Origin of the sequence: Limosilactobacillus caccae (assembly GCF_900156885.1) — a bacterium.
Lineage (GTDB): Bacteria > Bacillota > Bacilli > Lactobacillales > Lactobacillaceae > Limosilactobacillus > Limosilactobacillus caccae.
This window is the reverse complement of sequence record NZ_FTOY01000011.1, coordinates 256,999-280,132: the sequence shown is the minus strand read 5'-3', so window position 1 is coordinate 280,132 and position 23,134 is coordinate 256,999. Positions and strand designations below refer to the sequence as shown.

Here is a 23,134-nt window from a genome sequence, read left to right as displayed (position 1 = left end):
CCTACTAAACAGTCTCCCCGCTTCTTTTTCTTATTCATGGTAGAATGGTAAGCATAACTAAGTTAAAGGAGACGATATTATGCCAGAACAAGATAAGTCCGCTGCCCAGCAACGAATTGATAATGCGGTGTACGGCACCCCCAAAATCAAACCAGACGAACAGCGCAAGTATCTTGGCACCTTTCGGGAAAGAGTATGTTTAACCATTAGCGTCAGCCAACTCCGCCAGCATAACTGGACAGACGCTGTCCAAAAGGAACTTGCCCGGGGGATCGGTAAACTCGTCTTTATTAACGGCAACCTCCCTGACGACGAGATCCACCCCTATGTCCGGGCGGCTGCCCAGGCCGGTGGACAGTTCACAATGAAGACTGATCCGCAATTCAAAACAAATGACGACTCCTTAGCAGTGGTGGTGGCCGCTAAAGAGGCAGTCTACCAGTCCCCCGTTGATGTCGCCAAGCGCTACCCACAAGCTGCGCAAAGTGAAGAAGCATCCGCCGACAAAGACCAGCAACACGGCTTTTTATATGATCTCTTTCACAGAAAGGATCGTGATTAACAAATGCAACAACCACTTGCTTACCGGATGCGACCCCGCAACTTAGACGAAGTTGTCGGCCAACAGCACCTGGTCGGTCCCGGTAAGATTATCTCACGGATGGTAAAGGCAAAGATGCTCTCGTCGATGATCCTCTACGGCCCCCCTGGTACCGGTAAAACCAGTATTGCGAGCGCCATCGCTGGCTCAACCAAGTACGCCTTCCGCAAGTTAAACGCCGCAACCGATACCAAAAAGGACCTGCAAATTGTCGCTGAAGAAGCGAAGATGAGTGGGACCGTTATCCTCTTGCTCGACGAAATCCACCGGCTTGACAAGACAAAGCAGGACTTTCTCCTCCCCCACCTTGAAAACGGCCGGATCGTCCTAATCGGGGCCACGACAGAAAACCCGTATATTAGTATCAACCCCGCAATCCGTAGCCGGACACAGATTTTTCCTGTCCATCCCCTGACAGTTGATGATATGAAGATTGCAGTTCGCCGGGCGCTGGCAGATAAGGAACGCGGCCTGGGAACAATGCCAATTGACCTGGCGGAAAACGCCGAAGACCAGCTAGTAACCGCCACAAATGGTGACTTACGGAGTGCCCTTAACGGCCTCGAACTGGCGGCTAAGTCAACCGACGCCAGCGAGGATGGTAAAATCCACCTAACCCTGCCGATTATTGAGGAGAGCGTCCAGAAAAAGGCCTTAACGGCTGACAAAGATGGGGATGCCCACTATGATGTCATCTCCGCCTTTCAAAAGTCAATCCGGGGATCTGACACCGACGCTGCCCTCCACTACCTCGCACGGTTAGTCGAAGCCGGTGACTTGCCAATCATCGCCCGCCGGCTAATGGTCATCGCATATGAAGACATTGGTCTGGCAAACATGCCAGCTGCCCAGCGCGCGGTCACGGCCGTTCAAGCAGCCGAGCGACTTGGCTTCCCCGAAGCACGGATCCCTCTTGCTGACGCAGTAATTGAACTTTGCCTTTCCCCCAAGTCCAATTCCGGGATCAGCGCAATTGACGAAGCGATTGCCCAGGTACGACAGGGGGGCTATGGCGATGTCCCCGACCACTTAAAAGATGCCCACTATCAGGGGGCGGAAAAACTGGGGCACGGTAATGATTACGACTATCCTCACGACCACCCCCAGGACTGGGTCGCCCAGCAATACCTGCCTGACCGGATTAAGGATGCCCAGTACTTCCAACCAAAGCAAAACGGCCGCTTTGAGACCGCCTTAGGACAACAATACTGGCAACTACGGCGGGCACAGCACCAGGCCTTGCATGGTCACCACCACCCAAGCAAATAATTGCTTATCGGAAACAAAGATGCTATTATTATAGGTGAAAATTCTGTAGTGTACGCGTTGTCTAAACGCAGGTTTGCCTTACAGTCTTATAACTTTGGGGCTAGTGTTCAGTCTTTTGGACAGCATGCCTTTACACTTGGTAGTTGAAGATTAGACGACCGTGCCCCACCTGTCTTAAACACAGGTCAACACTGAATGACAATTAACGGCACCGACGGAGTTTTCGTACATATCAAGAGGCTGGGTAACTGCCCAGCCTCTTTTACTATCTAACTACGATTGGAACGATCTTATGCTACTATCAATTTTAATGACTGTCTTTGGCCTCGTCGCCTTATTCGAAGGGCTTTTTCTCCTCACCCACCTCCACAAGGCATTTTTAGTCTTTGACCCAACAAAGAGCAACTACCTCCCCGGCCAAATGAAGGGGTGGGGAATCGTAATGACAATTGTCGGTATTTTATGTGTCATTGCCGCCTGGACCAACAGCATCGCCTTTATCGTCAGCATGGTTGTTATTGGCTGCATTGCAGAGACAATGATGGCCTTTGCAATCGCAGCTGATTTGAAGATAAATAAACGCTAAAGTTTTACTGATGCGGCTTTACGCTGAAGCGCTTAAAAGTGTATAATAATGGTAAATAAAGCTTAAGGAGGGCACTAAAATATGGCACAAGAATACAAACACATTTTAGTTCCAGTAGACGGTTCAAAGGAAGCTGAACTTGCTTTTAAGAAGGCCGTTGCAGTTGCAAAGCGGAATGGTAAGGATACCGAATTACGTTTACTTCACGTTGTTGACACTCGCGCATTCCAAAACATCTCCAGTTTTGACACTTCAATGGTTGAGCAAGTCACTGAAACTGCCAAGAAGACACTTGATAAGTACATTGACTACGCAAAGGAAAATGGCGTAGAAAATGCAAACTACGCAATTGAATACGGTGCGCCAAAGACTATTATCGCTCGTGATGTGCCAAAAGAAATGGGTGCTGACCTTATCATGATTGGTGCCACCGGGTTAAACGCCGTTGAACGGATCTTAATTGGTTCAGTTACTGAATTTGTTACACGGACAGCCATTTGTGATGTCTTAGTTGTGCGGACAGATCTCGATAACAAGCCAATCGAAAACCCAAAGAAGCGCCGGTTCTAAATTTAAGACCACTAATTAGTTAAATGCTTCATATTTTAGCACAACGCTATCGTATGAGGCATTTTTTAGCGCTTGTGCATTAATTTATTTATTCTTTAAAGATAGGAGCACTAGTCACCGTGGAAGTTAAATACGAAGCAGTAAAGCAAACACTGCGTAACGAAATCATTGATGGCAAATACAAGATCAACGAAAAACTGCCCACCGAAAGCGACTTAATGAAGCGGTTCAACGTTTCCCGCTACACCATCCGCCGAGCTGTTGGCGACCTGGAAAATGAGCACTATATTTACCGCATCCAGGGTGGGGGGATGTTTGTCCAGGACTGGCAACGCGACTGGGCAAAGGATGAAAAAAATAAAATTATCGGCGTCATCAGTACCCACATGGCCGACTATATCTTCCCGTCAATCATTTCGGGAATTGACAGTGTCGTTAATGAAAAAGGATACTCACTGATTGTCGGCAACACCCTTAATAACCATGCCCGCGAACGGCAGTCACTATTAAACATGCTCGACCTGCAGATTGCTGGCTTGATTATCGAACCCAGTGAAAGTGCGATGCCTAATCCCAACCTTGACCTTTACCGGCAGATCCAGGAGTATCAGATCCCCACGATCCTCTTCCACTCAACTTATCCGGGCTTTAGTTTCCCCACCCTTCTCACCAACGACCTTGGCGCAGAAAAGGAATTGACCAAGTACCTCTTTGAGCTTGGCCACCGGAATATTATTGGGGTTTTCCAAATCAACGACCAGCAAGGGGTTGACCGGATGAACGGGATGATCCAAGCCTACCAAGAAGCGGGGGTCCCGACGACGGACTCAAACGTCATTATGTACCAGTCCAGCGACTCATTCGATAGTGTCATTAACAAGGTCGACATGACCCTTAATGGTAACCCCGCCATTACCGCCATCACCTGTTACAACGACCAGCTTGCCACTTATATCATCAGCCACCTTGAGCACCGGGGGCTGATTGTTCCAGATGATATTTCAGTTGTCGGTTTTGATAACTATGAAATGGCCCAAATTATCTCGCCAAGCCTGACAACGGCAAACCACCCAAAGCGGCAGCTTGGTGAAGATGCGGGTAAGATGATCCTTCACATGATCAACGGGGATGAAGTTGAATCAAAGACCTATGAGCCAACAATCGTCACCGGCGAATCAACCAGTCACCCAAAGGAGAAATAACATGAACAAGCAAGTAAACTTACTAACCCTAGCAGATGGACAAAAAATGCCACAAGAAGGCTTTGGCATGTATAAGATTACGGACCAGGCAACGATTACCTCAGCAATGAAGTACGCGTATGACGCTGGCTACCGTCTCTTTGACACTGCCCAGCTCTACAAAAACGAGGCAGAAGTCGGCACCGCCCTTAAAGAGCTCGCCCTGCCAAGAGAAGAACTCTTTATCACTACTAAGGTCGCCGAACCAAACCAGGGCTTCAAACAAACGATTGCGTCGGTTAAGGACTCCCTGCATAAACTGCAGCTCGATGACGTCAACTTATTGCTCATCCACTGGCCAATCGAACGGGCATTCTTTGATACATGGGCGGCCCTGGAGGAGTTGAAAAAAGAAGGGCTTACCCGTTCAATCGGGGTTAGCAACTACCAAATGATCCACCTGCAATACCTGGCAACCCAGGCCCACGAGATGCCGGTAGTAAACCAGATTGAACGCCATCCCCGCCTTAGTCAACAGCCCCTGCTCGACTACGATAAGGCCCACAACATTGTTACCCAGGCCTGGAGTCCGCTCGGGCGGGGAACAATCCTCAACAACCCCCTGCTCGAAGAAATTGCGGCCGCGCACAACAAGTCGACTGCCCAGGTCGTCTTGCGCTGGCACTTACAAAGCGGCGTTGCCTTTATTCCGAAGTCGGTTCACGAGGCACGGATTAAACAAAACATCGATATTTATGATTTCAGCTTGAGCGACCAGGAAATGGCGAAGATCAACTCCCTTCACGACTTTACCCGGGTTGGTAAGGAACCTGCCCTTGTCTACGAATACAACCTTAAATACTAATTATCAATTCTAAATACAGCAAAAGCGCGGTTAGGAGCAAATCCTGAAGTGCAAGACAAAAGTTAGACAAAATTAAATTATTAAGCTACTAAGGTGTGATTCCGGTATTCAACTGGAGTCATGCCTTTTGTTTTTAAGGTTATTCTGACATTGTTAAAATACTCTACATATTTTTGCGCAAGCTCGGTTAATTCCGCGATGTCTTTACATGGTGGGAAACCAGCCAGTAATTCAGTCTTGAATAAGTGAAAGAAACTTTCAACTGGTGCGTTATCTAAGCAGTTTCCTTTGCGCGACATGCTTTGAATAAACTGATGCTCGGCTAATTTTTGGGTATAGTAACCTAACTGATAGTGCCACCCTTGATCTGAATGAATGATTGGGTGAGCGGCATCAGGTAAATTGTTAATTAATTCTTTTAGTGTTCGTGTAATTAGATCCTTATTCGGGCTATTGCTAATCTGAAGGGCCAGAATTTCTTGACTAGCTTCATCAATCATTACTGAGATGTAAGCCCATTGACGATCTGCTAAGCGAACCTGTGTTACATCAGTATGGATAACACGGTAAGGTCGTTTCTCATTGAATTTTTGTTTCAATTTATTATCCGCAATTTTACCAATCGTACCCTGATAAGATGAATATTTACCATTACGATGGCGATTATATAAACTTACTTGAATGTTTAATTCGTGCATTAACTTGCGAATCGTATCACCAGACAAGTGTATTCCTAATTTATCTAGTTCCATTTGAATACGACGATAGCCCGCGATCCAACGCCCGCGAAACTGAAATCGCTGCGCGATTTGAAGAATCACTTTCTTTACTTCAGTATATTTATCATGATGATTAGCGATTCGGTTACGTTCATCATGATAGGTTGCCTTGGGCAGTTCGATAGCTTTGAGAATATCGCCAACCTTATAACGTTGTTTCTTTGGGCGTTGCGATTGATCGTCCCTGATCTGATCCACTATTTGGGTTTTCTTTCTGGCTTTGAGGGTCCGAACAGGGACAGCGATTTTTTTAAGATATCCCGCTCCAACTTGGTATCGTAAAGTTCTTGATTTTTCTTCGCTAATTCTTCCTTCAATCGTTCTAACTCACTTTTATTGGCGAGTTGACGAACCTGCTTCTTAGTATGTTTCACTTTAGACGGCCTACCTTTCGGGTGAGGCTTCAAGGCTGTAATGCCGTCTCGCGCAAATTGTGAGCGCCAAGTAGAGATTTGAGCTACTAAAATATCAAATCGAGACGCTACTTCAGCCATTGATTCCTCATGAGTTTGGTAGTAGTCTATCACATTTAATTTAAAATCAGTGGTGAATGTTCGTTTGTGTTGACGTTTTTTAAGTGCGTCGACACCGCTCAGCTGGTATCTTTGTACCCATTCAGCGATACGTCGTTCACTAATTTTATATTTTTTACTTAAATCATAAGTACTTTGAGAGGTTGAAAGGTATTCATGGACGATTTGGGCTTTCAGTTCCGCTTTATATTTGGTCATACAAAAAAGTGCCTCCACAATCATTAGACTTTTGTCTAACAATTGTAGGGCACTTCATCCTAACCGCGCTTTTCTTATTCATAAGGACAATTACTCGTCGCAATCTAGACCGCGTAGTCAGTCGTCCCCTTTTCAGGCTCTTACTCCTTCACCGGGTTCTCCCTAATGACACGGGCGGGGTTACCAGCAATGATCACGTTATCGCCAAAGGAATTAGTGACAACACTGCCGGCGCCGACGATTACGTTGTTTCCCAGACTTACCCCCGGACAAATAATGGCACCACCGCCGACCCAGACGTCATCACCTAGGCGAATATCAAAACTCTGTCCGTAGGCACCATTTCGCCGCAACTGCGGGTCAAGGGGGTGGTTAACCGTATATAACTGCACCCGGGGGCCCAGCAGGCAGTGCTTGCCAATGCGAATTGGGCTGACATCAAGCATGACACAATCGTAATTGGCAAAGAAGTCATCGTCAACATAGATGTTATAACCATAGTCACACTTAAACTGGGCGTGAACTTCACAGTCCTTGCCAACGTGACCAAAGAGTTGCCGGATTAACTGCTCACTTTGCTGCGGATCAGTCTCGCCAAGGGCGTTAAACTCTTCCACTATCTCCCGTGCGTGTGCCCGTTCTGCCACTAATTGCGGATCGTAGACCTGGAATACTTCCCCTGCCAGCATTTTTTCTTTTTCCGTCTTCATGCTAATTTTTCCTCCTAAAAAAGGATTGTACCCGTCTCGAGGTTCGGCGAGTGCAATCCTTTTGGTCATGTTAATGAAATATATTAGTCTAAGAAGTCAACCTTAACTTCGAGCATTTCAAAGAGGTCCTTAATTTGTTGTGGCTTCAAGCTGAAGCTTAAGATGGTGTGGTGACCACCACCAGCGTGCATCCAGAATTCAGCCCCTTGCTTCAAGCCAGCAGTTGGTGTCCATAATTGCTTGGCAACTGGCAAGTGTGGCGTTTCGCCTTCTGGCTTGTTGGCATCGACAGAGTAACCAATTACCTTGTAGCCATCATTGAAGTATGAAAGGGTAACGTCGACAGCCTTACCTTCACGACCGGTGAAGACAAGCCGTGCAGGGTCATCCTTGCCACCAATGTCTAATGGGTGAACTTCAACCCGTGGCTTATCAGAAGCAATGGTTGGGTCAACTTCAAGCATGTGTGAACCAAGAATTGCTTCGTGACCATGGCGGAGGTCAAGGGTGTAGTCTTCCATGAAGGCAGTAGCAACGTTGTTAGCAGCAATCTTAAGCAAACGGTCCATTCCGGCAGACTTCCAGTCACCTTCAGCACCGAAGCCGTAACCGTCACGCATCAATAATTGGGCAGCTAAACCAGGTAATTCTTCAAGACCGTGTAAGTCTTCGAAGTTGGTAGTGAAACCAGTGTAGCCCTTTTCATCCATGAACTTCTTCAAGGCGATGTATTCACGGAGTTGGTAACGAACTGAGTGTTCATAGTGTTCCTTCGTGTTGTCACCTTGAACTAATTCGTACTTGTCAGCTAAGTCAGCGTATGCCTTGTCGATTTCGTCTTCACTAACTGCATTTACATATTCAACCAATTCACTTACTGGCCAGTAGTCAACGGTCCAGCCAAGGAACATTTGGGCTTCAACCTTGTCCCCTTCAGTAACAGCAACGTTCCGCATCGTGTCCCCAAAACGAACAATCTTGATCTTGAAGCTTTCGTTGTAAGCAACCGCAACGTTTTGCCAGTCAGCGATTTCTTCTTGAACGTCTTCATCGCCCCAGAAGCCGTAAACAATCTTGTTGTGCTTTTGCAAACGGGAGTTGATGTAAGCATATTCGCGGTCACCGTGAGCAGATTGGTTCAAGTTCATGTAATCGAAGTCGATTGTGTCGTATGGGATTTCGTTTAAGTATTGCGTTGCCAAGTGAAGTAGTGGCTTTTGAAGTAACTTAGTACCACGAATCCAGTTCTTAGCTGGTGAGAAGGTGTGCATCCAAGTCATAATCCCGGCTACCTTATCGTTGTAGTTAGCTTCCTTCATGAAGTCAGTGATGCCTTCAGCAGTGGTCATAACACCCTTGAAAACAACCTTGTATGGTAACTTGCCACTCTCGTTTAACTTGTTAACGATGTCTTCAGCATCAGTTGCAACGGACTTTAATTGTTCTTCCCCGTAAAGGAATTGACTACCAGTAACAAACCAAAATTCGTAATCTGTATTCATATTCATGAGATAACACTCCTTATTGTGCTCTAGTGATAAGTTTTTAAATGTAGCTACCAAAATTAATTATGCGTGTGACGCATGGTCCTTAGAATGAGCATTGTTTTGCCCATAGTAAGCATTGGCCCCATGCTTTCTGTAGTAGTGCTTGTCAAGCAAGTACTGTGGCAGGTGATTGTCTGCCCGACTCAATTGAAGAGTATGGTAATCTTCCTCGGCAACGACTTCCAACACCTTCGCATTGTAAACCGCCTTGTCCGGGGTTGGTCCCCAGGCAAATGGCCCGTGTTGCATTACCAAGGCAGCGGGAGTTGCTTCGTAATCAAGGCCCCGTTCCTTAAATGAACGGACGATGACCTTCCCCGTGTTTCCTTCGTAGTCCTCTTCAATTTCTTCCTTAGTAAGGGCATCTGCTGCCGGCACATCCGTGTAGAAAGTATCAGCGTGCGTAGTGTTCATTGCCGGTACATCCATGTGCGCAGCAGCAAATGAAACGGCCCATGGTGAGTGGGTATGAACAATCCCACCAATCTTCGGGAAGTGGTTGTAAAGGTAGGTATGCGTCGGGGTATCACTTGATGGGTTCAAGTCCCCTTCAACAACCTTACCATCCAAGTTAACAACTACCATGTCATCTGGCGTTAATTCTTCATATGGCACACCAGATGGCTTAATTACATAAAGCCCCTTTTCCCGGTCGATCCCGGAAACATTCCCCCAAGTAAAGGTAACAAGGCCTAACTTAGGAAGCTTCATGTTGGCTTCATAAACTTCTTGTTTTAACTTTTCTAGCATTTCGTGCATCCATCCTTTCTACTCGTCGCGTTCGCTAATGTCCTTACCGGCAAGGGCTTCAACTGGTAAACCAGTTTGGTAACGTTTGATAAAGCTTTCGTAGCCCTTTACTCCGGCCGGTTCCGGCATTAAGGTCATGCTTTCTGGATCGTTGAAGACCTCTTCATCTAAGAAGTCCGCTAATGATTCCTTCGCACCGGTCTCAGCGTACTTAGCAAGGACCGCCATTCCCCATGGACCACCCTCACTAGCAGTGTTCATAATGGTGATTGGAATGTTCAGGGCGTTGGAGAGGATTTGCTGACCAATCACAGGGGTGCCGAACAAACCACCCTGGGCAATCATCACATCAGTTTGGACGTGTTCTTCATTAAGGAGAATGTCCATCCCAATCTTTAATGGCGCAAAGGCAGCGTACAGTTGCGTCAAGAAGAAGTTAGCCAGGTTCATCTTACTGTTTGACGTCCGCACAAAGAGTGGCCGGCCGTTTTGGATCTTGGTAATGTTTTCACCAGAGAGGTAACTGTAATTGATTAAGCCCCCGGCGTCTGGGTCAGAGTGAACCGTTGAGTCAAATAATGTTTCATACAGCGTATTTGTATCGATCTTGGCACCGATGGCATCCGCAAAGTCACGGAATAAGCCGACCCAGGCGTTAATGTCTGATGAGCAGTTATTAACGTGGACCATTGCTACCGGTTCCCCGGTTGGAGTCGTCACGATATCGATATCGCGGTGGAGTTTCTTCAGTGGCTTATCGAGAACGTTCATGGAGAAGGCAGAAGTGCCGACGGAGATATTCCCGGTCCGCTTTCGCACACTGTTGGTCCCGACCATCCCGGTACCAGCATCCCCTTCAGGAGGAGCCATTAGACTACCAGCACTAAGCGTCCCGCTCGGGTCAAGTAGCTTGGCCCCCTCATCAGTTAACTTACCAGCGCCGTGCCCAGCAATGATCGCCGTTGGCAAGATTTCATCAATCTTCCACGGGAACTTTGCGACTTCTGGTAATGCACTGAACTTATCGAGGAAGTCTTGGCGGTAAGAAAGGGTCTGGTCATCAATTGGAAATACCCCGGAGGCATCCCCAACACCAAGTACCTTTTCACCAGATAGTTTCCAGTGTACGTAACCGGCAAGGGTGGTGATGAAGTCAACATCCTTAACATGCGGTTCGTCGTTTAAGATTGCCTGGTAAAGGTGGGCAATGCTCCACCGCTGTGGAATGTTGAAGTCAAACAATGCCGTTAACTTGTCCGCCGACTCTTCAGTAATATTGTTCCGCCATGTCCTAAATGGCACCAGTAACTGATCATTCTTATCAAATGGGAGGTAACCGTGCATCATCGCACTGACACCAATTGAACTAATCTTAGTTAAGCTAACGTGGTACTTGCTTTGCACGTCTGCCTTAATCTTGGAATATGCTGCTTGGATTCCTTCCCATACCTGATCTAATGGGTACGTCCAGATTCCATCCTTAAATTGATTTTCCCAGGTATAACTACCAGAGGAAATCGTTTCATAATCCGTGTTGATCAAAACAGCTTTGATCCGGGTTGAACCTAATTCAATCCCTAACGATGCTTGGCCGTTTTCAATTTGCGTAGCTGTTTCACGTAAATTCATTAAATATTCCTCCTAAGTCTAGGATTACTTACTTGCGTGCTTCGTCCCTTGTGCTTCAATTTCTTCAAGGGTGTGACCACGTGTTTCTGGAACACGGGTCTTGATGAAGAGAACACCGAGGATACAAATTACACCGAAGATGGCGAAAACTGCTTCTTGTGACATACTTGCAGTCATGATTGGGAAGACTAACCCAACTAACCATGAACCGATCCAGTTGAATGATGATGCTAAACCTGATGCCCGGCCCCGGATAGCTAATGGGAAGATTTCACCAACTAATACCCATGTAAGTGGTGCCCAGGTAAATGAGTAGAAGGCAACGTAGATACATAAGAAGACAACGATTGTCATTGGGTTCATGTTTGGCATGATCCAGTTGAGGATCGCTGGCAAGATGAATGAGAGCCCCATGACCGTCCCACCGAGCATTAATAATGTCCGCCGGTTGAACTTTTCAGCAATCCACATGTAGACTAATGAACCAGCAACCAGGATGATCCCCTGGATAATTGGCCACATTAAGTTAGATGCAGCAGCTTGACCAGTCGCCTTTTCGACAATCAATGGAATGTAGTAGAAGATCGCGTTAGCACCTTGGAATTGTTGGAAAGCAGCAACCCCCACCCCGGCAATCACGAGGTAACGGTACTTACCATTGAACAAGGTTGACCATGAAGCCTTCTTGTTCGCTTGGCTTTCTTGTGCAGCCGTTTCTTTAATACTCTTTAATTCTTGGTCAATTTCAGAAGTGTCCTTCCGAATGTAAGTTAAGACTTGACGTGCACCAGCTTCATCACCGTGGTTAATTAAGAACCGTGGTGATTCTGGTAACCGTAAAACCCCGAGGAACAAGATTAAGGCAGGAACCGCAGCTAACCCTAACATTAACCGCCATGCCCATTCACCAGGAAGGTCCTTGAGTAAGAAGTCGACGATGTAGGAAAGTAACATCCCCGAAACGATCATCGTCTGGTTTAACCCGGATAACCGGCCCCGCGCATTAGCAGGCGCCATTTCTGACATGTACGCCGGTACCAGGGCGGAAGCAGCCCCAACGGCTAACCCTAAGAGGGCCCGGACAATAATTAAGTAGTAAGCACTTGCTTCGCCCATGTCTGGAGATACCCCAGATAATACGGAGAAGACCATAAAGACGATTGCAGACATTAAAATCATCTTCCGCCGACCAAACTTATCAGAAAGCTGACCAGCAAGGGCACCCCCGAAGATTGCCCCAAACATAACAGCGGAAGTGATCCACCCAACAAGGGTTGCTGCATTTTCTAGGTGCCAGTCGGCCTGTAAGAAGGGCAAGGCCCCGGTCATAACACCAATATCGTAACCAAATAGGATTCCCCCAAATGATCCGAAGAAGTAGATAAATGCACTTGAGATTTTCTTTTCGGCTTTTGCCATGACATTCATCCTCCTAAAATTCAAGAATATGTTTCATTAACATGAACGCGCTTTCATTTAACAATTATTATGATAGTATATTTGTACGTACAAATCAATACATATTTTAAAAATAAGTACTTATCAATTGTGAAATACGTAGGAAAGTTATTTGATGATTGCTGGTGTGGCACTATATTGTTGTCCGAAAAGCTTGTGAAAAGAATTCCAAATTAATTTTAGCTGATATTTGTGCGGATAGCTGGTCAAAACGGTTATTGATCTGCAAAACAAGTGCTGGAATGCTTATTGCGAGCCAATATTTGTTATTTATCTCCCATATTTGTTCGGATGAATTTTAGCAAATAAAAAAAGAGCGACGCCAAACTGGCAATCGCTCCATTCCGATTATTAGTTATTCTCAATGCTGGCAAGTGCTGTTAAAATTCCCTGCTCTGTTACCTCGCCGTTGCGGGCAATACTTAAACTCTTTGCCACCTCAAGGGCTTCCTTGGCGTTTTGCTTATCATCCTTTGCCAGGTATGCACGGCCGATGTTTAAGTATAGTTCATCGAGCAGGAACAATGAGTCATGCTCCCGACAAAGTTCAACCCCCTGGTTAGCAACGTGAATTGCATTATCGGGGTCGTCGAGCGCGAGGTATAATTCGGCAATCTGACAATCAATTGAGGCCCACTGGTGGAGGCTCCCAATCAGTTTTTTATTGTCAATCAGTCGAACCGACCGGGTGGTCAGCCGAGCAGCCCGTTCACGGTCGCCCCGCTTTAAGTACGCTAGCGCCATCCCGGCAGTCGTCATTGCCAAGTAGATATTAGCACTCGTGGTGGCGAACTGGGTCAGGACAAGTTCGAAATTAAAAATTGCTTCATCAAGCTGGTCGCTTTCTACTTGAACCATCCCCAATAGGTAGTAGTAGCGCTGCTTATCAAAATCACTCTCCAGATTCTTTACGTGAATCTTCTTTAACAGTGCTGATGCCGTATCAAAATCACGAGAAATTAAGTTATCAACAATTTGATTAAAGGTTTCATTTATCCCACTGACTTCATTTTCGACAATGCGATCAGAAGAGATGTTTAAGCGCTCACAAATTGCCGTTAAAATATCCATCTTAGGTAAACGATTCTGTTTTTCCATTAAGCTAATTGTCGCTTGGGTGCAAATTCCCTCAGCTAAGGCGGTCTGAGACAATCCGCGCTTTCGACGAATTTGTTTCAATACGTCTCCTCGGAGTTTCATCTTTTTCCCTTCCTTATTCTTATATAGTGAATAGTTCAAAATAATTCAAATATTAATAGACAGCACCATTGCCGATTGCTATTATACCATCAAAGCAGTGGTGACAGCTATTATCTTACTAATAGAATTAATCATTTACTCGTTGCGTGGCTTCCCCCTAGTGGTCCTGCCACTAGCCAATTGCGTTAAGAAAGTTAATTAATATCCATTAGCTTGGTACCGCTTTATAAAAGCCATTGTATATAACATTATATTATATAAAGCTACCGCCGTAAAACTAATATATTGGATTTATAAAATTTTTTAATAGAAAAAGGGAGCCACAACTGGCCCCCGTTTACTAATCTTAGTTATATTTCTTTTGACCGACTTTTTCTGTCCCTAGTTCTTGGAAGTCATAACGAATCTTGCTGTTTCGTTTAAATTCGTCTAAGCCTAACTGAATCAACCGATCAATTAATTCCGAGTATGAAATTCCGGAAACTTCCCACATTTGTGGATAGAGGCTGATGTTGGTAAAACCAGGCAACGTGTTTGGTTCACCAAGGTATGGCACATTATTTGCATCAACCAAGAAGTCAATCCGGGCTAACCCCTTCATTCCTAGCGCCCGGTATGCTTTCAATGCCATATCAGTAATTTCGTCAACTAAATACTGGGGAAGCTTAACTGGTAACTCAAAGATAACCCCACTAGCGTCGACAAACTTATTGTCATAGTCATAGAAAGCATCACCCTTTGGCACCCGGACAGCCCCCAATTTAGAAGCGATTGGGTGTTCATTCCCCAGGATTGAAATCTCAATTTCTTGTGGGTGGTCAATCCCCTGCTCAACTAATACCTTGTAGTCATACTTAAAGGCATCATCTAATGCTGCTTCGTACTCATCAGCATTGGTAACCTTGTGAATTCCCACTGATGACCCTTGCTTAGCCGGCTTAACAAACGTTAAGTTACCGAGCTTTTCTTCAACCTGCGTCCAAGGGTATTGGTCGCGCGTCTCTGGCGTAACCAATACGTATGGTGTATTCCGGATTCCTGCTTCGCTAAGGATCTTCTTGGTCAAGTCCTTGTCAAAGGAAATCGCACTTGCTGCAATATTTGAGCCAATGTATGGCTTATTAAGGAGCTTAAAGAGCCCCTGGATCGTCCCATCTTCACCCAGGTTACCGTGGATGACCGGGTAGAAGAAGTCAATATCTTGCAGTTCATTCAATGCCATGATTGGGGCCAGTGGCTTAGTCAAATCCATCTTGGCATATGCCTCTTCAACGACCTTATCTTCTGGTTCACCGTCGAAGATTCGTTGTGATTCTTCGTTATTTAATAGGATCCCGTCCTTGGTAAACATAAAAATACTTACATCGTACTTATCCTTATCAAGGGCGTCATAGATATTGTGTGCTGACCGCTTTGAAACATCGTGTTCAGAGGAGTTCCCGCCAAACAATAATGCGATATGTAATTTTTTGGTCATGTGAAATACCACCTTAAATTTTTTATTTTATCCGATTTCCTAGAACCTTAAGTATAACATGAACCGCGCCACAAAAAAAGAGGTTGGCTAACCAACCCCCGCGTAATTTATTTAACTTCGACAATCCAGTTTTGTGTTTCGTCAGTTGAATTAAGGCCTGCCGGATCATCAATGATGGCCTCATTTACCTTAGTGATTGTCCCATCAACCGGACTATCAATATCGGTAACGGCCTTTTCAGCTTCAACCGCAATAAACTTGCCGTTCTTTGCTAAGCTTGCCCCTGCTGCTGGAACATCGATGAAGCTAATTGCTCCGAGGTCATCACGACCCTGATCATTTAAGCCAACTAACTTGCTACCATCAGCTTGTTCTTTTACCCAAAAGTAGTTTTTTGCCATCTTGTTTGGCCTCCCTATCTAAATTCTCGGTTACTACTAAACATGTAGGAATGGTGGTGATAACGCATTGACATTATCAACCCAATCCCAATCAGGTTACCAATTAACGACGATCCCCCCGCACTGATGAAAGGAAGCGGGATCCCCGTCAACGGTAAGAGTCCGATATTCATCCCAATGTTTTCAAAGACGTGGAATAAGATCATCATAATAACCCCGGTTGAAATATAGGCATAAAATTCATTTTTCGTATCAAACGTCACCCGGACCATCAAGTAGATTAGCAACAGGTATATCAAGATTAACAATACCCCGCCGATAAAGCCAAAATTTTCCCCAATGACGGAGAAAATCATGTCTGATTCCCGGACTGGGACGTAAACCTTTGAGTTATTAAAACCGGTCCCGGTAATCCCCCCAGAACCAACTGCTTTGATACTCTGCCAAAGCTGGTAACCCTGGTTAGTCGTATCTTGTTCCGGATGCAACCAGGTGTCGACCCGGTCAAACTGGTACGCCTGAAAGCCAATATTTTCAAGGATCCGCCGGCCAAACGTACTCGTCACCATTGCCAAGGCCGAACCACCGATAACCGCTAATGCCGTTGCGGCAGGAACAATAATTCGCCAAGTAACCCCGGAGACAAGGACCATTCCACAAAAGATTGCGAAGAAAACTAATCCCGTCCCAAAATCATTTTGAAATTTAAGCGAAACGAGAATTGGCAACAGCCATAAAAACATTGTCCCAATTAATCGCCAATCAGAGTCCACCGTATGGACACTATAGCGGTTATTATGAGTGGTAATTACCCGCCCCATCATCAGGATATAGGCAGGCTTCATTATTTCGGACGGCTGAAAAGTAAATGGCCCAATCGCAAACCAGCTCTTTGCCCCTGTGCTGGCGTAGTACGCCCGACTATAAAACACGAGGATAGCAAACATGAGAAAAACACCCAGCCAATAAACAATCGGTGCTAATTTCCACAGCTGCTCTGAGTCAAACTGCATGATCACGACCACTAAAATCGTCCCAACGGCATACCACACTAACTGGGTAATTACTTGTCTTGCAACACTAGTTGGTTGTTGGTCGTGAACTGCCGCCACATAAATCGAGCCGAGCCCAATCAAGGCTAACAAGAGGACACAAAAGATAATCCCCCAGTCAATCCGACTCTCTACTTCATTTTGTGAACGTTGCATTACCAAACTCCTTTACGAATTATTAATCAAAGAGGATGGTCCACCAATCTAGTGTTGGTGAAGATGATATTGTTGAAGGACCATTTCTAATCCCTCTTCTTGTGAACGAACATAAAATTCGCTCTGATCGCCCATCAGCATAGCCTTGAATCGTTCATTATCGGTAACAACTTCACCAATCAGCTTTTCACCAATAAAGATTTGCTGGACTGGCTGGTTACGCCGTTCAATGTCTTTAACGCTGACTTCAATTTTTTTATCTTTCTTTGACACTTTTTCACCCTTAATAATCATTAATATCGTTGACGCCGAAAGGTAAAGCGAACTGGTACAGGGTCATAGCCGCCACGAACAAATGGCTGGCAACGCAAAATCCGCGCCATCCCCAATAGGAGGCCCTTCATACCGAAGCGTTGTAAGGCCTCAATCATGTACTGCGAACAACTCGGGTAATAACGGCAAACCCTTAGCGGTCGCCTAGCAGAAATGCCCTGCTGGTACCACCGGATCAATCTACATAGTCCCCTGACCATTCAGCATTACTTCTTTCGTTCTGTCTTTTGCATCCGTTCAAGCATCTCACCAGCACCCCTAGCAACATTGTCTAGTGGGTCTTGTGAAACAACAACTGGCACCTTTAACCGTGCACTAAATAGCTGGTCGATTCCCTTTAATAGCGACGTCCCACCAGTGAGCATGATCCCACGATCGATAATGTCACTCGCAAGCTCTGGTGGAATCGTCTCGAGGACATGAATAGCGGCTGCAACAATTTGTTCCAGCGTATCGTGTAGCGCCTCTTCAATCTCGTTTTCGTTCACCGTGATTTGCTTTGGCATCCCACTAGCAACGTCCCGTCCACGAACATCCATCGTTGCCGGGTCATCTACCCGCAAGGCGGTCCCAAGATCCATCTTAATCTTTTCCGCCGTATGCTCACCGATTACCAGGCCATGCTTGTTCTTAATGTAGTTAGCAATATCGGCATTCATCTTGTCACCGGCCATCCGAATTGACTGGCTTGAGACGATATCCCCTAGTGAAAGAATGGCGATATCACTGGTACCACCACCCATATCAATAACCATGTTTCCCCGTGGTTTAAAGATATCTAGGCCCGCACCAATCGCGGCAACTTTCGGCTCGTATTCGAGGTAAACCTTTCCGCCGCCGGATTGTTCAGCAGCCTGGATGATTGCTTTGCGTTCAATGTCGGTAATGTTCGTTGGTGCGCAAATCATGATATTTGGCTTGGACATAAAGCCCTTCACACTCAACTTACCGATAAAGTAGGAAAGCATCTCTTGGGTAACATCGAAATCAGAGATTACCCCATCTTTTAATGGGCGAATAGCACGAATGTTACTTGGCGTCCGGCCAACCATCCGGTAAGCTTCCGACCCAACAGCCAATACTTTATTGGTCTTTGTATCAACCGCAACAACTGACGGTTCATTTAGGACAACGCCCTTGCCTTGAACGTAAATCAAAACATTGGCCGTCCCTAAATCAATTCCAATATCCTTTGCCATTATTTCTTCTCCTTCTAGCTAGTCAAGTATTGCAACTTAACTCGTTAATCGTTCGTAATTATACCACAAAATCAGCCCAATCTCGCGCTTAGTCTTGACTGGGCGCATTCATTTTATTGGCTATTTTTGTCATCGCGATCAACCCGGTCAATCTCCGCACCGAGCTGCCGTAGTTTTTGGTCGAAATGGTAGTATCCCCGGTCAATATACTGGAGATTTTGCACCTGGGTAAGTCCATCAGCTACTAAACCAGCAAGCACTAATGCAGCGCCTGTTCGGAGGTCAGTGGCCGCCACTTCTGCACCGCGAAAGTGGGTTGGTCCGCTAAAAACGGCCGTGTCCCCATTAAGCTGAAAGTGCGCATTCATCCGCCGTAACTCTTTTAGGTGGACAAAGCGATGCTTAAAGATTGTCTCCGCTAAGCTACTAGTCCCGTTTGCCAACAGCTGAAGGACCGCCATTGGGGGCTGGAGGTCAGTAGGAAAGCCCGGGTATGGCAGCGTCTGAATGGCGGCAGGGATCAAGACAGCAGTCCCGAATACCCGGATACCATCATCTTGCCTTATCACCGTTACCCCCATCTCTTCGAGTTTCGCAATCAAGGCAGCATTATGCTCGGGGATTGCCCCTTCGACAACAACGTCACCGTTAGTAACCGCCGCGGCAATCATGTACGTTCCCGCTTCAATCCGGTCAGGAATAACAACATGTTCACAGCCATGCAAGAAGTTAACTCCCTGAATCCGGATAACGTCGGTTCCTGCCCCATGGACACGGGCCCCCATCTTATTGAGAACTGCAGCTAAATCAACAATTTCTGGTTCACGAGCCGCGTTTTCAATTGTCGTAATCCCACTTGCGAGGGTCGCCGCCATCATGATGCTCTCTGTCGCTCCCACACTTGGGAAATCGAGGCAGATCCGTTGACCCACCAGGTGGTCCGCATGTGCTTCAATAAAACCATCTTGCTGCTCAATAACTGCTCCTAACTGGCGCAGTCCCTTTATTTGGAGACTAACTGGTCGCGAGCCATCGACGCCACCAGCTGGCAAAGCAATTTTAGCATGCCCTGTCCGGGCCAGTAGTGGACCAAGCACCACCATTGATGCGTGCAGTCGGTTAACGTATTCCAGGGAAACCTCCGATGACACGGGGGCTGTTGCGTCAATTACCAGTTGATGCTTTTCGGTGGTAAAGTCAACTGTTAAGTTTAAAAAGCGCAATAACTGGTTCATCGTCGCAACATCAGCTAAGAGTGGTACGTTGCTTAGGACGATATTTCCACTAGAAGCCAGGATGGCGGCCGCCTGAATTGGCAGCACCGCATTCTTCGCTCCTTCAACTTTTACCCGACCAGCTAACCGGTGACCGCCCCTAATAATTATTTTTTCCATAAGTTCCTCCACTATCAACTATCGAATTAAGTAGGTTAAATTGCCAATTGCACTAAGAATACTCAGGAAAAAGGTCGCACAGAGGTAGCCCAATCCCGTCGCCAGCAAAACGATCAGCAACGGCAGCGTCCGTGGTGGTCGGTTAAAGAACCGTTCAAAGTGCATCCCCTGAATAGCAGCAAACGATAGCCATACAAAGGCAAATTGAACAATAATTTCAATCAACGCCTTAATGCCCATTATTTGCAAACGATCACCCTCTTTTAAAAACTAATTTTAATCTTATCATAACATAGGATTTTGGTGGCCGTTATCGAAAAAGCTTAACGTTATGTTAAGCAAAATAAAAGAGGCTAGGGTGAATTTTTCCCTTAGCCTCTTTATCTTTGAAGTTATTTTGCCTAAATACCACGTTGTTTTGAAGCAGCATTCAAACGGTTAATTGCCCGCTTGAGGTGAACTTCGGCACGAGCCAAGTCCCCTTGCTGATTATTCTTCTTTGCTTTGGCAATGGCAGCTTCGGAACGTTCCTTCGCTTTCTTTGCCCGTTCAACGTCAATTGCTTCAGGCATTTCGGCACTATCAGCTGCGATTAAGGCATCGTGACCATCAAACTGGATGATCCCACCATTAACTGCGGCAACTTCATCAGTGCCTTCGGAATGTTTAATCCGGACTGTACTGATTTCAAGAGCAGCGATTAATGGCACGTGATTAGCCATGATCCCCATCTGACCACCAGAAGTGTTCATCACGAGCATCGTGACCGCATCATTATCATAAACGGTGCCATCAGGAGTAATAATGGTGACCTTAAATTGACTATCAGCCATGATTATCCCTCCTAATCTTCTGAACTATCGTCAGTATCAGCCTTCATTTTATTTGCCTTTTCGACAACGTCTTCAATTGGTCCAACCAACCGGAATGCTTCTTCTGGCAGGTCATCATACTTACCAGCAAGAATTTCCTTAAAGCCCTTGATTGTTTCCTTCAATGGAACATACTTACCAGGCAAGCCGGTAAATTGTGAAGCAACACTAAAGCTTTGTGAAAGGAAGTTTTGAATCCGCCGTGCACGCGCAACGATCGTCTTTTCTTCGTCAGATAATTCATCCATCCCTAAGATTGAGATGATATCTTGAAGTTCATGGTACCGTTGCAAAACGTGCTGAACTTGGGTTGCAACTTCGTAGTGTTCCTTACCAACAATTTCAGGAGTTAAGGCAGTTGAAGTTGAAGCCAATGGGTCAACGGCAGGGTAAATACCAATCTGGGTTAACCGCCGTTCCAAGTTAGTCGTCGCATCCAAGTGGGCAAACGTTGTTGCTGGAGCAGGGTCGGTGTAGTCATCGGCAGGAACATAAACGGCCTGAATAGACGTAATTGATCCCTTCTTGGTAGAAGTGATCCGTTCTTGCAACTGACCCATTTCAGTCGCCAACGTTGGCTGGTAACCAACGGCTGAAGGAATCCGTCCTAACAGGGCAGAAACTTCTGAACCGGCCTGGGTAAACCGGAAGATGTTATCGATGAATAACAGCACATCTTGGCCCTTAACATCACGGAAGTATTCCGCAATGGTCAAACCAGTCAAGGCAACCCGCATCCGGGCACCAGGTGGTTCGTTCATCTGACCATAAACCATGGCTGTCTTTTCGAGAACCCCAGAAGCCTTCATTTCGTAGTACATATCGTTACCTTCACGGGTCCGTTCACCAACCCCTGTGAAGACAGAAATACCGTTGTGACCTTGGGCAATATTGTGAATCAATTCCTGAATCAAAACGGTCTTACCAACACCGGCACCACCGAATAGACCAATCTTACCACCACGAACATATGGAGCTAAGAGGTCAATAACCTTGATCCCTGTTTCCAAAATTTCAGTGGCATTGTTTAAGTCATCATACTTTGGTGCGTCACGGTGAATTGGCATCCGCTTAGCATCAGGACCAAATTCGGGTCCATTGTCAACTGGTTCACCTAAGACGTTAAATACTCGTCCCAGAGTATCATCACCAACTGGCACACTAATTGATGCACCAGTGTTTTCAACTTCCATTCCCCGTTGAAGACCATCAGTACCGTCCATGGCAATCGTCCGAACAACCCCGTCACCTAATTCAAGGGCAACTTCTGTTGTTAAGACCTTGTCATCACTTTCCTTAATCTTCAAGGCATCGTTAATTTCAGGAAGCTTTCCGTCTAAGGGGAATTCAACATCGACAACTGGTCCGATAACTTGTAAAACTTTACCAGAACTCATGTTGTTTCCTCCTACGTTAGAAATATTATTCTTGGGCTGTCATCCCACCGGTAATTTCAGTAATTTCGGTGGTAATTGCAGCCTGCCGTGCTCGGTTATATTGCAATTCGAGCGTCGAGATAATGTCATCAGCATTATCCGTTGCTGAGCGCATTGCATTAGCACTTGAGGAGTGTTCTGATGTCTTCGCATCAAGAATCGCTCCGTAAATCAAACTTTCTGCATATTGGGCAACCAATGCAGAAACGATTTCCGTATCTGACGGTTCAAACTCATATTCAGCAGAAACCGGTGCAGAAGTAACGTCAGAATTAGTTAATTCCTCGTGTCCTTCTTCAGTTACAGCTTCTTCATCAATTAATGAGTGTTCGGTAATTGGCAAAACATCATGAATAATAACCCGGGAAGTAATCCGGTTAACGTAGTGGCTAAAGGCCATGTACATTTCATCGAATACCCCGTCATTATACATTTGTACAGCTGTCTTAACAATCCCGTGAACCTCACGGTAAGTTGGGACGTCACTTACTCCTGCGTATTCGTAAATAACATTCATTCCCCGCTTTTTGAAGAACTCTGTCCCGGTCTTACCAACTGTCAGAAAAACGGTGTTGTCTTTATCAAGATTGTGCTTAGCCATCATATCGAGGGTTTGTTTGATAATGTTACTGTTGTAACTACCAACCAATCCCCGATCAGACGTAATCACAAGCACCCCAGTCTTTTTAACTGCGCGCTTTTTAAACAGTGCAGCGTAAACATCATCTTGCGAAGCTGCAGATGTTGCGCTGTGAGATTTAACCAGATCAGACAACATTTGCTTAACCTTCTCAGCATATACTTCGTAGGTCTGAGTGTGGTGTTGAATTTGATTCAGTTTTGCGGTTGAAACCATTTGCATCGCCGAAGTAATCTGACGAGTACTCTTCGTGGAATCAATCTTGTGTTTAACTGCAGCGAGTGAAGCTGGCACTAAA

Annotated in this window: 25 protein-coding genes; 6 read left to right on the top strand and 19 right to left on the bottom strand. The window is 45.9% G+C overall.

The features are described 5' to 3' along the window. Positions 1–79 precede the first annotated feature (79 nt). The 6 genes from CZ502_RS07425 (at position 80) to CZ502_RS07395 (ending at position 5,072) form a co-directional block, all read left to right on the top strand. Complete coding sequence (locus tag CZ502_RS07425; protein ID WP_076461136.1) at positions 80–562, top strand: YueI family protein; 483 nt, start codon at positions 80–82, stop codon at positions 560–562. 3 nt (positions 563–565) lie between these two features. After that, the gene (locus CZ502_RS07420; protein ID WP_076461133.1) at positions 566–1,870 is read left to right on the top strand and encodes a replication-associated recombination protein A; all 1,305 of its coding nucleotides are present in this window, start codon (positions 566–568) and stop codon (positions 1,868–1,870) included. 292 nt (positions 1,871–2,162) lie between these two features. Next, the gene (locus CZ502_RS07410; protein ID WP_076461131.1) at positions 2,163–2,456 is read left to right on the top strand and encodes a hypothetical protein; all 294 of its coding nucleotides are present in this window, start codon (positions 2,163–2,165) and stop codon (positions 2,454–2,456) included. 81 nt (positions 2,457–2,537) lie between these two features. Further along, positions 2,538–3,026: a universal stress protein gene (locus tag CZ502_RS07405; RefSeq protein ID WP_076461129.1), complete on the top strand. Its 489-nt coding sequence runs from the start codon at positions 2,538–2,540 to the stop codon at positions 3,024–3,026. A gap of 119 nt (positions 3,027–3,145) precedes the next feature. Next, on the top strand, positions 3,146–4,228 hold the full coding sequence (locus tag CZ502_RS07400) for a GntR family transcriptional regulator (protein ID WP_076461127.1): 1,083 nt from the start codon (positions 3,146–3,148) through the stop codon (positions 4,226–4,228). A gap of 1 nt (position 4,229) precedes the next feature. Continuing rightward, complete coding sequence (locus tag CZ502_RS07395; RefSeq protein WP_076461125.1) at positions 4,230–5,072, top strand: aldo/keto reductase; 843 nt, start codon at positions 4,230–4,232, stop codon at positions 5,070–5,072. A gap of 80 nt (positions 5,073–5,152) precedes the next feature. Here the strand turns inward: CZ502_RS07395 and CZ502_RS07390 are convergent, their stop codons facing one another. The 19 genes from CZ502_RS07390 to CZ502_RS07300 all read right to left on the bottom strand — a co-directional run bounded on the left by CZ502_RS07390 (position 5,153) and on the right by CZ502_RS07300 (position 23,130). Beyond that, positions 5,153–6,049 (bottom strand): IS3 family transposase, encoded by an 897-nt coding sequence (locus CZ502_RS07390; protein ID WP_076459536.1) that lies wholly within the window; start codon positions 6,047–6,049, stop codon positions 5,153–5,155. Then, positions 6,049–6,582 carry a helix-turn-helix domain-containing protein gene (locus CZ502_RS07385; RefSeq protein WP_076459537.1) on the bottom strand — a complete coding sequence of 178 codons (534 nt, stop codon included), beginning with the start codon at positions 6,580–6,582 and terminating at the stop codon, positions 6,049–6,051. The genes CZ502_RS07390 and CZ502_RS07385 overlap by 1 nt, the downstream gene beginning before the upstream one ends. A gap of 140 nt (positions 6,583–6,722) precedes the next feature. Continuing rightward, entirely contained in the window at positions 6,723–7,292 is a 570-nt protein-coding gene (locus CZ502_RS07380) for a sugar O-acetyltransferase (RefSeq protein ID WP_076461123.1), read from the bottom strand. Between the two features lie 83 nt (positions 7,293–7,375). Further along, complete coding sequence (gene araA / locus CZ502_RS07375) at positions 7,376–8,800, bottom strand: L-arabinose isomerase (RefSeq protein ID WP_076461121.1); 1,425 nt, start codon at positions 8,798–8,800, stop codon at positions 7,376–7,378. Between the two features lie 60 nt (positions 8,801–8,860). Continuing rightward, a complete protein-coding gene (locus tag CZ502_RS07370) occupies positions 8,861–9,589 on the bottom strand; it encodes an L-ribulose-5-phosphate 4-epimerase (RefSeq protein WP_076461119.1) in 729 nt (242 codons plus the stop codon). Between the two features lie 18 nt (positions 9,590–9,607). Then, a complete protein-coding gene (locus CZ502_RS07365) occupies positions 9,608–11,218 on the bottom strand; it encodes a xylulokinase (protein ID WP_076461117.1) in 1,611 nt (536 codons plus the stop codon). Between the two features lie 24 nt (positions 11,219–11,242). Beyond that, positions 11,243–12,646, bottom strand: coding sequence for a sugar porter family MFS transporter (locus CZ502_RS07360; protein WP_438267733.1), 1,404 nt, complete (start codon positions 12,644–12,646; stop codon positions 11,243–11,245). 381 nt (positions 12,647–13,027) lie between these two features. Next, positions 13,028–13,876, bottom strand: coding sequence for a helix-turn-helix domain-containing protein (locus CZ502_RS07355; protein ID WP_076461113.1), 849 nt, complete (start codon positions 13,874–13,876; stop codon positions 13,028–13,030). A gap of 346 nt (positions 13,877–14,222) precedes the next feature. Continuing rightward, entirely contained in the window at positions 14,223–15,353 is a 1,131-nt protein-coding gene (locus CZ502_RS07350) for a D-alanine--D-alanine ligase family protein (protein ID WP_076461111.1), read from the bottom strand. 107 nt (positions 15,354–15,460) lie between these two features. Then, complete coding sequence (locus CZ502_RS07345) at positions 15,461–15,754, bottom strand: glycine cleavage system H family protein (RefSeq protein WP_076461109.1); 294 nt, start codon at positions 15,752–15,754, stop codon at positions 15,461–15,463. Positions 15,755–15,768: 14 nt separating this feature from the next. Continuing rightward, a complete protein-coding gene (locus CZ502_RS07340; RefSeq protein WP_076461107.1) occupies positions 15,769–16,962 on the bottom strand; it encodes an FtsW/RodA/SpoVE family cell cycle protein in 1,194 nt (397 codons plus the stop codon). A gap of 48 nt (positions 16,963–17,010) precedes the next feature. Further along, positions 17,011–17,235 (bottom strand): DUF2969 domain-containing protein, encoded by a 225-nt coding sequence (locus CZ502_RS07335; protein ID WP_076462336.1) that lies wholly within the window; start codon positions 17,233–17,235, stop codon positions 17,011–17,013. A 20-nt stretch (positions 17,236–17,255) separates the two neighbouring features. Continuing rightward, positions 17,256–17,495, bottom strand: coding sequence for a membrane protein insertion efficiency factor YidD (gene yidD, locus CZ502_RS07330; protein ID WP_076461105.1), 240 nt, complete (start codon positions 17,493–17,495; stop codon positions 17,256–17,258). A 6-nt stretch (positions 17,496–17,501) separates the two neighbouring features. Then, a complete protein-coding gene (locus tag CZ502_RS07325) occupies positions 17,502–18,494 on the bottom strand; it encodes a rod shape-determining protein (RefSeq protein ID WP_076461103.1) in 993 nt (330 codons plus the stop codon). 113 nt (positions 18,495–18,607) lie between these two features. Then, entirely contained in the window at positions 18,608–19,888 is a 1,281-nt protein-coding gene (gene murA / locus CZ502_RS07320; RefSeq protein WP_076461101.1) for a UDP-N-acetylglucosamine 1-carboxyvinyltransferase, read from the bottom strand. Positions 19,889–19,906: 18 nt separating this feature from the next. Next, complete coding sequence (locus CZ502_RS07315) at positions 19,907–20,128, bottom strand: DUF1146 family protein (RefSeq protein WP_083673350.1); 222 nt, start codon at positions 20,126–20,128, stop codon at positions 19,907–19,909. 161 nt (positions 20,129–20,289) lie between these two features. Further along, positions 20,290–20,721: a F0F1 ATP synthase subunit epsilon gene (locus CZ502_RS07310; protein ID WP_076461097.1), complete on the bottom strand. Its 432-nt coding sequence runs from the start codon at positions 20,719–20,721 to the stop codon at positions 20,290–20,292. Positions 20,722–20,732: 11 nt separating this feature from the next. Next, positions 20,733–22,157: a F0F1 ATP synthase subunit beta gene (atpD, locus tag CZ502_RS07305; protein ID WP_076461095.1), complete on the bottom strand. Its 1,425-nt coding sequence runs from the start codon at positions 22,155–22,157 to the stop codon at positions 20,733–20,735. Between the two features lie 25 nt (positions 22,158–22,182). Beyond that, complete coding sequence (locus CZ502_RS07300; protein ID WP_076461093.1) at positions 22,183–23,130, bottom strand: F0F1 ATP synthase subunit gamma; 948 nt, start codon at positions 23,128–23,130, stop codon at positions 22,183–22,185. Between the last annotated feature and the right edge of the window lie 4 nt (positions 23,131–23,134).

Coding starts and splice junctions, on each gene's coding strand:
- CZ502_RS07420 (WP_076461133.1), top strand. CDS start 566: ATGCAACAACCACTTGCTTACCGGATGCGACCCCGCAACTTAGACGAA.
- CZ502_RS07360 (WP_438267733.1), bottom strand. CDS start 12,646: ATGAATGTCATGGCAAAAGCCGAAAAGAAAATCTCAAGTGCATTTATC.
- CZ502_RS07380 (WP_076461123.1), bottom strand. CDS start 7,292: ATGAAGACGGAAAAAGAAAAAATGCTGGCAGGGGAAGTATTCCAGGTC.
- CZ502_RS07355 (WP_076461113.1), bottom strand. CDS start 13,876: ATGAAACTCCGAGGAGACGTATTGAAACAAATTCGTCGAAAGCGCGGA.
- CZ502_RS07345 (WP_076461109.1), bottom strand. CDS start 15,754: ATGGCAAAAAACTACTTTTGGGTAAAAGAACAAGCTGATGGTAGCAAG.
- CZ502_RS07325 (WP_076461103.1), bottom strand. CDS start 18,494: ATGGCAAAGGATATTGGAATTGATTTAGGGACGGCCAATGTTTTGATT.
- CZ502_RS07370 (WP_076461119.1), bottom strand. CDS start 9,589: ATGCTAGAAAAGTTAAAACAAGAAGTTTATGAAGCCAACATGAAGCTT.
- atpD (WP_076461095.1), bottom strand. CDS start 22,157: ATGAGTTCTGGTAAAGTTTTACAAGTTATCGGACCAGTTGTCGATGTT.
- CZ502_RS07310 (WP_076461097.1), bottom strand. CDS start 20,721: ATGGCTGATAGTCAATTTAAGGTCACCATTATTACTCCTGATGGCACC.
- CZ502_RS07365 (WP_076461117.1), bottom strand. CDS start 11,218: ATGAATTTACGTGAAACAGCTACGCAAATTGAAAACGGCCAAGCATCG.
- araA (WP_076461121.1), bottom strand. CDS start 8,800: ATGAATATGAATACAGATTACGAATTTTGGTTTGTTACTGGTAGTCAA.
- CZ502_RS07350 (WP_076461111.1), bottom strand. CDS start 15,353: ATGACCAAAAAATTACATATCGCATTATTGTTTGGCGGGAACTCCTCT.
- CZ502_RS07405 (WP_076461129.1), top strand. CDS start 2,538: ATGGCACAAGAATACAAACACATTTTAGTTCCAGTAGACGGTTCAAAG.
- yidD (WP_076461105.1), bottom strand. CDS start 17,495: ATGGTCAGGGGACTATGTAGATTGATCCGGTGGTACCAGCAGGGCATT.
- CZ502_RS07410 (WP_076461131.1), top strand. CDS start 2,163: ATGCTACTATCAATTTTAATGACTGTCTTTGGCCTCGTCGCCTTATTC.
- CZ502_RS07395 (WP_076461125.1), top strand. CDS start 4,230: ATGAACAAGCAAGTAAACTTACTAACCCTAGCAGATGGACAAAAAATG.
- CZ502_RS07315 (WP_083673350.1), bottom strand. CDS start 20,128: ATGGGCATTAAGGCGTTGATTGAAATTATTGTTCAATTTGCCTTTGTA.
- CZ502_RS07425 (WP_076461136.1), top strand. CDS start 80: ATGCCAGAACAAGATAAGTCCGCTGCCCAGCAACGAATTGATAATGCG.
- CZ502_RS07340 (WP_076461107.1), bottom strand. CDS start 16,962: ATGCAACGTTCACAAAATGAAGTAGAGAGTCGGATTGACTGGGGGATT.
- CZ502_RS07385 (WP_076459537.1), bottom strand. CDS start 6,582: ATGACCAAATATAAAGCGGAACTGAAAGCCCAAATCGTCCATGAATAC.
- murA (WP_076461101.1), bottom strand. CDS start 19,888: ATGGAAAAAATAATTATTAGGGGCGGTCACCGGTTAGCTGGTCGGGTA.